At 41.4% G+C, this 11,739-nt stretch carries 9 protein-coding genes; 5 read left to right on the top strand and 4 right to left on the bottom strand.

Annotation, left to right across the window (positions count from 1 at the left end):
* Window positions 1-468: 468 nt before the first annotated feature.
* From ACFFGT_RS23835 to ACFFGT_RS23815, 5 genes are all read left to right on the top strand, one after another.
* Window positions 469-876 (top strand): DoxX family protein, encoded by a 408-nt coding sequence (locus tag ACFFGT_RS23835; protein ID WP_377025018.1) that lies wholly within the window; start codon window positions 469-471, stop codon window positions 874-876.
* Window positions 877-1,012: 136 nt separating this feature from the next.
* Window positions 1,013-1,909, top strand: coding sequence for a hypothetical protein (locus tag ACFFGT_RS23830; RefSeq protein ID WP_377025017.1), 897 nt, complete (start codon window positions 1,013-1,015; stop codon window positions 1,907-1,909).
* A gap of 456 nt (window positions 1,910-2,365) precedes the next feature.
* The gene (locus ACFFGT_RS23825) at window positions 2,366-2,614 is read left to right on the top strand and encodes a hypothetical protein (RefSeq protein ID WP_377025016.1); all 249 of its coding nucleotides are present in this window, start codon (window positions 2,366-2,368) and stop codon (window positions 2,612-2,614) included.
* 137 nt (window positions 2,615-2,751) lie between these two features.
* Window positions 2,752-3,621, top strand: a complete 870-nt coding sequence (locus tag ACFFGT_RS23820) for a hypothetical protein (RefSeq protein ID WP_377025015.1) — start codon at window positions 2,752-2,754, stop codon at window positions 3,619-3,621.
* Window positions 3,622-3,634: 13 nt separating this feature from the next.
* On the top strand, window positions 3,635-4,537 hold the full coding sequence (locus tag ACFFGT_RS23815; RefSeq protein ID WP_377025014.1) for a hypothetical protein: 903 nt from the start codon (window positions 3,635-3,637) through the stop codon (window positions 4,535-4,537).
* Between the two features lie 57 nt (window positions 4,538-4,594).
* Here ACFFGT_RS23815 and ACFFGT_RS23810 read toward each other — a convergent pair whose 3' ends face one another.
* From ACFFGT_RS23810 to ACFFGT_RS23795, 4 genes are all read right to left on the bottom strand, one after another.
* Window positions 4,595-5,560: a hypothetical protein gene (locus tag ACFFGT_RS23810; RefSeq protein ID WP_377025013.1), complete on the bottom strand. Its 966-nt coding sequence runs from the start codon at window positions 5,558-5,560 to the stop codon at window positions 4,595-4,597.
* 228 nt (window positions 5,561-5,788) lie between these two features.
* Window positions 5,789-6,763, bottom strand: a complete 975-nt coding sequence (locus tag ACFFGT_RS23805) for a DUF1735 domain-containing protein (RefSeq protein ID WP_377025012.1) — start codon at window positions 6,761-6,763, stop codon at window positions 5,789-5,791.
* A gap of 17 nt (window positions 6,764-6,780) precedes the next feature.
* The gene (locus ACFFGT_RS23800) at window positions 6,781-8,247 is read right to left on the bottom strand and encodes a SusD/RagB family nutrient-binding outer membrane lipoprotein (protein ID WP_377025011.1); all 1,467 of its coding nucleotides are present in this window, start codon (window positions 8,245-8,247) and stop codon (window positions 6,781-6,783) included.
* An 11-nt stretch (window positions 8,248-8,258) separates the two neighbouring features.
* Window positions 8,259-11,534 (bottom strand): SusC/RagA family TonB-linked outer membrane protein, encoded by a 3,276-nt coding sequence (locus ACFFGT_RS23795; protein WP_377025010.1) that lies wholly within the window; start codon window positions 11,532-11,534, stop codon window positions 8,259-8,261.
* Window positions 11,535-11,739: the final 205 nt, after the last annotated feature.

The following is an 11,739-nucleotide window of genomic DNA, read 5'->3' as shown; positions in this document are numbered from 1 at the left end:
TTTGCCACCTCAATGTCTCCAGATAACCTATGCAAGTTTCCTGATCGGGGTACTTCTTAATTAATTCTAAGATATTCATTTCCATAAATATACTTATTTTATCTGTCTTTTCATAGGCTATTACCCTCTCGAGGGTAATAGCCCATGTATTGACAGTTAAAGCAAGTTGGTATGGCGCATAGTTGACTCACCCGGTCTACGCTACGCTGGACCACCCTCTCTCCGCCTTTGGCGTAAAGAGGGTAAAGAAAAATAAGGGTAAATCCCCCTCTTTACGCTTGCGTAGAGAGGGGTGACAAGCGCAGCGATGTCGGGGTGAGTCGACACGACGGTTAATTCTTTACTTATGCCTTTTCATGGGCTATTACCCTCTCGAGAGGGGATTTTGAAAAAGCCTCCATTTTGACAATAATCTCATCCAACATTTTTATTACCTTAAGCCCCTCATATCAACGAAACACTTACAAAATGGCGCTTCTTGGCAATTTAGGCAATTACAAAAATTTCGGACTTCTGATCATCCGCCTGGGACTTGGAATTATGTTCATTTATCATGGCTACCCAAAACTTATGGGCGGTACCGAAAGCTGGAAACACCTTGGCGAATCAATGAAATATGTTGGTATTCATTTCTGGCCAATGATCTGGGGTCTGCTGGCCGCAGTTACCGAATGCTTTGGCGGCTTCCTGCTCATCATCGGCCTTGCTTTCAGGCCGGTTTGTATCCTGATTCTTATAACCCTTGTGGTTGCTGCTTCAGTGCATTTAGGTACCGGCGGCGGGCTTGAGGATGCGGCTCATGCCATTGAGGATGCCGTTATGTTTGCCGGTTTAATATTTATTGGGCCGGGGAAATATAGTGTAGATAAGAAATAATAAATTAATTCAACATTAAAGACAACCTGTTTTAACGCTATCAGTTAAATAAAATAGCTATTAAATACCCCTAAATACCCATTGACCCGAGACATATTGACATCATATATTTATAAAAAATATATCACAAATCAATATGAAAAAACAACTATTATGGGGCATGCTGCTGTTAATGGCAGGTTTTAGCTCATGCAAAAAGGACTCTTTTAAACCTGTTAATGATGAAAGCAGTACAGGGAAAAGCACAAAGGTAAATGTAGCACAACCAACTTACACCTACGCCGACTTAATACTACAGCCAAGGCAGCCGGGTGAAACCTTTGACACCTATAAAGGTATATGGTCAGGGCAGGAGGTTAAAGTAATCGGTACCCCTTCATGGTACCAGGCTGGATATCCTACTTTGGTGAATGGAGCACCGGCATTTGGCGCTTCATACGGTGTATATAACAACGCAAATTTTATTACAGCATATACAGTAGGCGCCCAGGACTTTTTTACACTTTCAATCGGAGCGATATCATTACCTAATATTACAGCTCTGCGTTCGGATCTGGATAGCTATAGTAATGCCATAGATATTTGGGTTGCTAAAAGCTCAGTGGACGCAGATTTCTATCCTAACAACCCTTACCCGAATCCGTATGATTATATAAAAAACTCCTATACTGATCAAATGGGGCACTTCGTAAACGTTACAGGAAAATTGATCAGGGTAACAACAGGATCACATTGGGCACTTGCTTCAATTGACTATCCAAGCCCCAAACCGCTACCTCCGCCAGCGCCGCAAATTATAGGTGGTGTGCCTGATCCAAATGACCCAACACTGTATTATGTATTATCAGGAACAGGGAATGCAATTACAAGTGTAAAAACAGTTAAAAACGGTGTGGATTATCCAATGACAGGAGTTTCAGCTACCGGTTCCTACACACATACCAATGGCACTACAATATACCATGTAACTGTAACCATTCACCGATCAAATGGAACAACCTTTTCCTTTACCGGCGACTTAGATATTTCGTAAACTATTATTTCACCACAATGTATCACAAATCAATATGAAAAAACAGTTATTATCGGGCATGCTGCTGTTATACTACATTTGCATTTGATAATAGTGATGATTCACGATAACTTTATTTGATATAAATAGAAAAGGCAGTAAGCGATAAGCTCACTGCCTTTTCTTCATATTAAATAGATTACTTATTCAAATAATCCCCCAAACCCTTCAAATACCCCTCATTGATCTCATCATCGCCAAGCTCTTTGTTAAAGGCTTTGATCTTGTCTGCCTCGGTAGCAAATACAGTTTTTATCGATTTACTTTTTAGCTCAAGGGCTGTAGCTGGTTGGTTTTAACGTTCAGTACAAAATAGTGGTTTTCATCCAGCGGAGGTGCGTGTTCCGCTTTGATGAATCAATCGCATAAACACATGGGTGCGTAAAAGCTGGGAACATCTTGGCGCTTCCATGAAATATGTGGGGATCCATTTTTGGTCGGGTGTTTGGGCCTGCCGGCCGTGGTTACAGAGTTTTTTTTGGCGGTTTTCTGCTTATCATCGGCCTCATGTTCAGGCCGGTTTGTATCCTGATTCTTATAACCCTTGTGGTTGCTGCTTCAGTGCATTTAGGTACCGGCGGCGGGCTTGAGGATGCGGCTCATGCTATTGAAGATGCTATTATGTTTACCGGTTTAATATTTATAGCCCCGAAAAATACAGTATAAATAGGAATAATATATTAACTTACAGTCACAATACTGTTATATTTAAATCTTCAGTTAAAACACCTATTCATTTAGGTTTAAAATACGGATTGATAATACCATATTGATATTATATTTTCATAAAAAATATATTCAATATGAAAAAACAACTATTATGGGCTTTGATGCTACTGCTTGCAGGTTTTAGCTCATGCCAGAAGGACTCTTTTAAACCTGCAGCAACCTCAAACCCTGCACCTGACAAGGTGAAAACAAATGTCACAAATCCAACCTATCGTTATGTTGATTTAGTATTACAAGCACGTAAGCCCGGCGAAAATTTCGATACTTATATGGCCCAGGGGTTTGGCCCTGCCCCACTCATTGTTACCGGTACACCGTCATGGAACTCAGATATGTATCCCGTTTTGCAAAATGGTGTGCCTGGTGTACAATACGGCATAACTGCCGCCGACGGATATAATTCCGCTGTGACTAATGACTTAGGCAGCGGTTCCTTTGTAGAAACTACAGGCACATTTCTTGGTTTTAATGCGGCCGTTTTTCGTGCAGATGTAGCCTCTTATAACCAGAAAGAAAGTATTTTTGAAGCACTCTTCCTCAATGGCACTGTGCCAACGGGCTTACCTCCTATGATTTCCGATTATGTAAAGGCAACCTACGACCAACCAGGTATCATAACAACCACAGGTAAAGTTATTAGAGTTACAACGGGTTCGCATTGGGCTATAGCAACTATTGATTATCCATTGCCGGCTGTTTCAAACGCATCTCCATCAAATCCTCTGTTTTTGGGTGGTGTAACTGATCCGGCAAATCCAAATAAGCTTTATCATGTATTTGGATTTGGAGGGAAAATAACCAAAGTTAGCCCTGATGAGGCCAACTCCGCTTCCGGTACCTATACAGCAACAAGCAATTCCTTTATATATACCGTTACCATTACCGTGGTTCGGAAAGACGGCACAAGCTTTACCTGGACGGGCAATACTATAGATTTATCTTAAAAATATATTCAATATGAAAAAACAACTATTATGGGCTTTGATGCTAATGCTTGCAGGTTTTAGCTCATGCCAGAAGGACTCTTTTAAACCTGCAGCAACCTCAAACCCTGCACCTGCCAAGGTGAAAACAAACTCTCTTGACCCGCAAAATTTTTATGCAGATCTTGTACTGCTGCCTCGCAAAGCTGGAGAGAATTTTGACACCTATTCGGCATTCTTTAGCGGCGTGAATGTAATTGTTACGGGGTCTCCATCATGGAATACCGTGATGTATCCAACCTTGCTGAATGGCGTGCCTACTGCAGGCGCCGGTGTAGCTACCGCAGATGGACAAAATGCCTTTATCAGCCCGATAGGCACATATGGAACCTCCTCTAAAGTAATACAAGATGGTGATGCATTTGTAATTGTACAGGGGCAATTAGGCTTCTTCGATGCTTCGGCTTTCCAAAGAGATCTTGACGACTTTAATTTTGCCTTTGATGTCTTTATTTCAACAGGTGCAAGCATTCCATTTATTGGTGATTACATTAAAGACAATTATTCTACAGGTGGTGGGGTTGTAACAATCCCTGCCAAGCTAATCAGAGTCACTACAGGTTCACATTGGGCTGTTGCAACCATTGATTATCCAGCTCCCAAAATTACATCGGTACCCGTAGTTACTATCCCTTCAACAGAAGTAATAGTTCAAGATCCATCAAACCCACATGTAAGCTATTATTTATATGGAAAAAACGGCATATTTACCGGAGGAAGCTATGCATATGATGGCAATGGCACAGATACGGCAATACAAATATCCGGCACTTATTATCAAGTAACACCACATACAGGGTTATATCATTCACACGGAACTATAACCAGGTTAGACGGAACAACATTTACATTTGATCTTACTGCTGACCAAACCTAAACTTAAAAGAAACGGCCGGTTAAATATTTAACCGGCCGTTTCTTTTATATAAAGAGATTACTTATTCAAATAATCCCCCAAGTCCCTTAAATATCCCTCATTGATCTCATCATCGCCATGCTCTTTATTAAAGGCCTTGATCTTGTCCGCCTCGGTAGCAAATACGGTTTTGATCGATTTGCTTTTTAACTCAAGGGGCTGCAGCTGGTTGGTTTTAACGTTCAGCACAAAATAATGGTTTTCATCAACATACTCATCGTAGTTATTGCCGCTCGAGGTAATGCCGTTAGTGGTAAAGCTGGCCTTAACAAACTTTGATTTAAGCTTATTATAGATCTTGTATTTATCACCTTTGACCAGCAGCAAAATAAAGCGGTTGGGGTCGATAGCCGGCACTGTTTCAAATGAATAAGCCTGGTCATTGTCATCAATAATTGTACAGGCTTTTACTTCGCCCTTATCGGCCTGGAAAACCTTACGCTGGTCGCGGGTAAACAGCAGATCGCCGCCATCTTTATCAAAATTAAAGAAGTAATCATTGCTCTGGATCAGCGAATCTTTAACACTTAAAGCAAAGCCGTGCATCCATGATTTTGAAAGGAACCTGCTGCCATGCAATTCATCATGCCCTGAGATCATATATAACGAACCCGAGATATTGGTTGGCACCTCCGATTCCATCTTAAAAAAATCGCTCCCGGTATGGCTGCTCAGTGCCTTGCCCGCACCTTGTGACAGGCCGGCGGTCATCGTTATTTTAATATTGCTTTGATTGCCGATGACAATCGTGGTATCCTTTAAATTAGTAGCCGAAGCAACCAGTTTCGATGCAGGATCAGCCTTTAACGAAAAGTTGCCCATCTGGTCGGTATAGGTAGCATAGCTGTGGTAGGCATCGCGGATAAAAACAAACTGAACGGGTTTGCCCTGCTGGTTGTTAACCGTACCGCTAACTGTAATGGTTTGGGCTAAAGTAACGGTGCTAACCAAAACAGGTACCAGGCACAAAAATATTTTTCTCATAGGTTTAAGTTAATTGCAAATTCTATAAAACTAAAGTATAAATAATAAGCAACTATAACGGAAAAACGTTATATGTATTAGCTTTTTTACAATACAAATATTACCATCAATGATACACCTGACCGATAAGTTTAAATCCTTGCAATTAAACATCGCTTCAAAAAATTGAAATGCAAGCATAAAAAAAGGGCACCCTATTGGATGCCCTTAATATTTATAATTTATTTTTTATTTATGATAAGTATCATCCATCCATCTACCAGGTGCGGCAGCCCCGGTAGAGTAATTTAACTCAAATATTTTAGGGTCTTTGCTTGTGGCTGGTGGAGGTATAGTAAATTCAGCTGGCCTAAAGTTGGTTATGTTGACATCTGTCCATTTTTTAATGTTATCCGCATTAAAAATAACTTTCCAATTTGTATAGTTTATTGTACCATCTGTAGCAACTGTTCTCGTAAAAGTAACATCATATTGTACACCCTGACCGTTATATGTTGTGGTCATTGCGAATTCAGTTGGCGAAATAGGTGAGATTACAGCTTGATGGCCAGTAAATATCCCCGGGCCATCAGGTGCTAAACCTTCGCCTTTTGACGGAATTGCATGCCTTGTAACACCACCAACAGTCACATCGCCAGGACCATTTGCACCATCTTGCCATCTCCTGTAATCATAAACATAAATTCCTGCAAAATCATTACCAATTACATGATAATAATGCAATGCATTATTCGCCGAGATATTTAACCCAGGTGCACTGGTAATACCAATCGGAAGCATAAAGCTTTTTGAAGGATCCAGCTTATTTTTATATACTGTAAAGGTTAATATTTTTAATCTTTGGCCAGCTGGTATATCTACAATTGTCGTTTTGAATGTATAAGCCGTAGCTGGCATTATTTCATATTGAACTGCAGGATTATTTTTAACATATTCCGCAATCTTGGTCGGTATTACATCTACCGTAATTTTTGTATCAGTAGTTAGCGTTTTAGAGGATGCTATATTAACACCGAACGAAATAATAGCAGTATCAGTAGTGATCGCATCAGCACTAAAACTATTCAAACCGCTTAGTGGAAGCTCAGCAGATACTCCCCCCTGCGAAAAGTCGACGTATGTCTTGTCTTTAAGGCAAGAGCTTAATGAAGCCGTTGCCGCCAAGCCAAGCAAAATCGTTTTTATATAATTTAATTTTTTCATTTTCTTTTAGTTTAAAATTATTTTGCCCAAAATATTTTCGACTTGAATATATCAATAGTACCTTCAGCGCCCACATTTGTAGCATTGGTTTTATATTCAACAACCGGGTAAAAAATACGTGTTACCTGTGAGGTAGCATTTACGCCCGGATATGTTGACAATCGCAAACCACTTGGGTACCCTGTGCGGCGAAGATCATTAAAAGCTTCAAGCACACCGTAAGGATTTAAGGCAGCCCATTTTTGGGTGATTATTGCTTTTATCTTATCCTCTAATGAACCTCCTGCCGGGTAGGCAATAGCCGACTGTGAATAATAAGTTGTCGCCTGCGCCGCAGTAAGCCCCTCATCGGTAAATGAAGCAGTGATGGCTGCATTATATAGTGCCTGGGCATCACCTGTAGTGTAGCCTCTTGCTGCAGCTTCAGCCTGCTCAAACAAGGCCTCAGCCGATGACATGATATAGGCATTCATTGTAGCGGCCTTTAATACGCCTGGGCCAAATTTGCTCGCGGTTTTATTTGCAGGCACGGTAGCTGTACCACCAAAGTAGCTGCCAATAACATTACCATCGCCATTAGGTGCGTACACTTTAGTAAGGCGGGGGTCGTTATTAGTAGTTAAAAAGTTAATGAAATCGGTATTGGCCTGGTATTGCTGATTACCCAATGTACCGGCACCTGCTTGCGAGTAACCCCAGTTTTGCCAAAGCGGGCTTTGCTGGCCGCCATTAGCATCAGAATTAGTGTAGCCCGGGTTTAACGAAGCCGCTACTGTTCCGTCAAGCATTTTATCGGCAGTAAGGCCGGTTGCCAGCGTTTTACCACCGGCAGGGTCAACATTTACCAAACGTAAGGCAATCCTTAATTTAAGGCTATTGGCAAATTTTGTCCACTTGGTCATATCACCTTTAAACATGATATCTGCATTCCCTGGGTTTGTGCTTGCTGCTCCTCCGGCTATTAATGCAATAGCTGCATCCAGCTGTTTTGGCAAATCGGCATAAATAGCCGCCCCTTTATCATATTTAGGGTTAAGGTTTTTGGTACCTTGTAAAGCATCGGTATATGGTACATTATTATAGCTGTCAACAACTATCTGGTAATCATACACAGTCATGATCTTAGCTATAGCGGTATAGTTAGCACTTATGTTTGCATCAATTAACGCTTTATAGTTAGAAAGATTAAGGTATGTAGGCGACCATATATCAAAATCATTTGTAGTAAACTGATATTGATCAAAGTTTGCAAAAACCTGGTAACCGGTGCTACGGCTTAAATAATTTAAATAACCGCCATATTGCCTAAGGGTTGTACCGTTAATGATATCGGCCGAGCTTTTAAGTGCGCCCGATAATAACAGGCCCGGAGCAGCTACCGATGGCGTATTGGGGTTGTTTTTTAACTCATCAAGATAAGTTTTCTTGCAACTGCTGCCAGCAATTGCCACACCCATTAATATAATTGAAAGATACTTTTTCATCTGAATAGTTATTAAAATGTAACATTAAGAGTAGCTCCGAAAATACGGGTTGGAGGCAACTGGTAAGTGTTGATAATACCTGTACCGTTACCTGATGTTGCTGCGAACTCAGGATCGGAGAAGGTATTTGATTTTGGCCTGATCATAACAAGGTTTCTGCCTATGATACCAAATGAAGCCCTTTTGATAAACTTCACTGATTTTGTCCATTGTGAAATATCAAAGCTTAAGTTAGCTTCACGCAGTTTCCAGAAAGCAGCACTTGATGTATAAGCAGCAATAGAGTTATAATAAGCACCTGCATTCCAGAAACCCTGGTTACCATCAACAACAGTAGTGCTGGTGTTTGGTACATATACACCCGGAGATGTTTGGATCACAGAATTAGGATAGATGAATGCCTGGCGATCGGCAGATGCAGAAAGGTAAGATACACCTGCTGCTGTTGCTGAAGCTATGCCCTGGTTGTATACTACATAACCACTGCGGTATTCGCTCACTGCAGTAAGGGTAATAAATTTCCAGCTTGCAGTTGTTGTTAAACCTAATATATATTTAGGTGTTGTACGGCCTAAGTTAACCAGGTTTGAGTTGGTAATAGCATAACCTGTAACCGGGTCAACAACAACATGGCCTTGCGGGTCGCGTGTTACATCGGTACCGTATAATACCGGGAAAGGCTGACCAACCACCGCCTGGATAGCGGCTGCACCTTGTGATGCTACAGTAATTGATGATAAACCGGCAAATAATGATTTAACTTTTGAATTTTGGATAGCTAAGTTACCGCCAACATTCAGGTAAAAACCGTTTGATTCTTTAGTAAGCGCAGTTACATCTAATTTAAACTCGTAACCTGTATTTTCAACCTCGCCAATGTTTACAGTAGCATTGCTATAGCCTGTTGTTGGCGATGTTGTAATTGGCAGTGTTTGGTTAGTGGTATTACTTTTATAATAAGTAAAACCTGCATTGATCCTGCTGTTCAGGAAGCCCAAATCAGTACCAAACTCAATTTCTTTGGTTTTCTCCGGCTTAATAGTAGGGTTATTTAAGGTTGTGCTTACAGTTAAACCACCTGTGTTACCATATGGGAAACCAGTAGTTGGATTGAAGGTGTTAACCGTGCTATATGGTGCTACGTTGATATCACCCACCTGGCTGTATGAAGCCCTTAATTTACCATAGTTAATGATTCTATTGTTCTTTAACGCAGGAATAGCTTCGGTGAAAACAAATGAACCTTTTACTGATGGGTACCAGAATGAACGGATGCCGCTGGCCAGCCTTGAATCGTGGTCATTACGTATAGTACCTTCAATAAAGGCGAAGTCTTTGTAACCGATGGTTAAATCAGCAAAGTAACCTATCTGGCGTATTTTGCCTTCGGTTCTTGAGGTTGCCGGTGTACCCAGGATACTGCCAATGTTATAAAAATTATCAACCAGTAAGTTGGTACTGTTGTTTTGAACATTGTTATAATAAGCCTGCCATAATGAACTACCTACCAACAGGTTTGTTGTAAAGTCGTTAAAGAACTTTTTGTGGAAGGTTAAAAAGAAATCCTGCTGTAAACGTGAGTAACCTTGCGGGCCAGCTACAGCATTATTTGTACCTGCAGCCGGGTTGGTTATAGAACCGTCACCAAACTGGGTGATGTTTTGTACCTGACCAGGGATATAACCTGTTGAACCTCCGTATGATTGGCCCTGCGTGCCAAAACCGCCTGCAAACACATGATCAACACCATAATAACCTGCAGTTGGGTCAATCAGGTTACCATCAGCATCCTTTGTCTGGCCCAGCGCATATTTGCTGAACTGTACAGATGACCTTCTGTATTGTTGCTGACCGGTACCAAAGTTACCTGATAAACGGTAGCTTGCATCTAACCAGGTAGTTGGCGAGTAAGTACCGCCAAAGCTGCCGTTAAAGTGATCGGTACGGGTATCCACACGGTCATTTTTGATGATCCAGTATGGGTTTACACCGTATGAGTTAAAGTATGTGTTAACATCAGCAAACGGTTTTGTCGGGTCGCTGAATTTAGTTAACGGCACCCATGATGGAGTGTTGAAGATAGTGCTGTATAATGAACGGCCGCCATCTAATGTAGCACCGTCATAACCACCGCTGCCTACAGTATTGGTATAATCCTGTACATAGCTGGCGGTGAACTCGGCCTTAAACTTGTTATAAGTTTTTGCTGCCGATACACGTACACTGCTCCTTTTGTATTTATCATCAGGCAATACACCTGTTTTAAATAAATGGTTGGCAGTTAAGTTAAAGCTGTTGTTGGCATCACCTGATGAGTAAGAAAGGTTATTCTCTTCGCTGTGACCTGTATTGAAGAAAGCCAATCTTGGGTCAGTCTTGGGGGTCATGTAAGGGTAGCTTTGAGTAGTACCATCTTCCAACGGAATACCTAACTGCTGCATGTGACCATCATAAGCAGGGCCGTATGATTGGTTTTCGAAAGGAGCAGTAGCGGTAATGAAACCGGTAATAGGGTCCTGGAACGGATAACCTTCACCACCGTAACCACCAAACTTGGTTTGGAATTTAGGGAAGTAAGAGATTTTCTCTAACAGGTAGTTGTTGGTGTAAGTAACCTGTGGCGCACCAGTTGGGCTACCTTTTTTGGTAGTGATGATCAATGCACCGTTTGACGCATCCGAACCGTAAAGTGCGGCTGCACCGGCACCGTTAAGGATGTTCACAGATTCGATATCGTCAGGGTTGATGGTGTTTACCTCATTTGGAGAGATCGGCGTACCGTTTAATACAACCAGTGCATAGTTGTTACCAATAATGTGACGGCTGCCACGCAGGGTAAAACGGGTATTAGGGTTAACACCGTTATTGAGGGTACTTACCACCAAACCAGGTACCTTAGCAGTTAAGCCGTTGGTAAAGTTGGTTGGGTGTGCTTCGGTTAAGCTTTTTGCACTTACAGTTGTAGCTGCTGCACCTTGTTCTTTAGCCTGGCGTTTGATACCCAAAGCGCCTGTTACAACAACCTCGCCTAATGAACGGGCCGATGTTTCTAAAACAACGTTTACTGTGCTGCCTGTTGCTGATTTTTCAATGGTGGTGTAGCCGATGAAGCTAAAAACGAGGGTGGCATTTGCCGGTACACTGAGTACATACTTACCGGCCGGATTGGTTTGGGTACCGATGGTGGAGCCCTTTACCTTTACTGTTACTCCCGGAATGGGTAGGCCGTCGTCTTTGGCCGTAACCGTACCAGTAACTGTACGGTTTTGTGCGAATACTTGCGTCATAGACAACACAAGTAAGCACAAACTTACGAGTAGAAGTTTTTTCATTTCGTTAATAATAAGATCAGTTAATAGTTAATTAATCATAAAAGTAATGTTACGTTATCAAAAAGTCAAGTAATTTCTTTTAAAACGTCATTTTTTTTTCAAAAATCCAAGTTTTAGCTAAAAGAATAATAATTATAGTACTATGTATTGCATAATACAA

Origin of the sequence: Mucilaginibacter angelicae (assembly GCF_042434235.1) — a bacterium.
Taxonomy (GTDB): Bacteria; Bacteroidota; Bacteroidia; order Sphingobacteriales; family Sphingobacteriaceae; genus Mucilaginibacter; species Mucilaginibacter angelicae.
Note: the sequence above shows the minus strand (reverse complement) of the source record. Positions and strands in the feature narration are given on the sequence as shown.

Bases quoted from the DNA above. Each gene is read 5' to 3' on its own strand.
- ACFFGT_RS23805 (WP_377025012.1), bottom strand. From the start codon at position 6,763: ATGAAAAAATTAAATTATATAAAAACGATTTTGCTTGGCTTGGCGGCA.
- ACFFGT_RS23820 (WP_377025015.1), top strand. From the start codon at position 2,752: ATGAAAAAACAACTATTATGGGCTTTGATGCTACTGCTTGCAGGTTTT.
- ACFFGT_RS23815 (WP_377025014.1), top strand. From the start codon at position 3,635: ATGAAAAAACAACTATTATGGGCTTTGATGCTAATGCTTGCAGGTTTT.
- ACFFGT_RS23810 (WP_377025013.1), bottom strand. From the start codon at position 5,560: ATGAGAAAAATATTTTTGTGCCTGGTACCTGTTTTGGTTAGCACCGTT.
- ACFFGT_RS23830 (WP_377025017.1), top strand. From the start codon at position 1,013: ATGAAAAAACAACTATTATGGGGCATGCTGCTGTTAATGGCAGGTTTT.
- ACFFGT_RS23800 (WP_377025011.1), bottom strand. From the start codon at position 8,247: ATGAAAAAGTATCTTTCAATTATATTAATGGGTGTGGCAATTGCTGGC.
- ACFFGT_RS23835 (WP_377025018.1), top strand. From the start codon at position 469: ATGGCGCTTCTTGGCAATTTAGGCAATTACAAAAATTTCGGACTTCTG.
- ACFFGT_RS23825 (WP_377025016.1), top strand. From the start codon at position 2,366: ATGTGGGGATCCATTTTTGGTCGGGTGTTTGGGCCTGCCGGCCGTGGT.
- ACFFGT_RS23795 (WP_377025010.1), bottom strand. From the start codon at position 11,534: ATGACGCAAGTATTCGCACAAAACCGTACAGTTACTGGTACGGTTACG.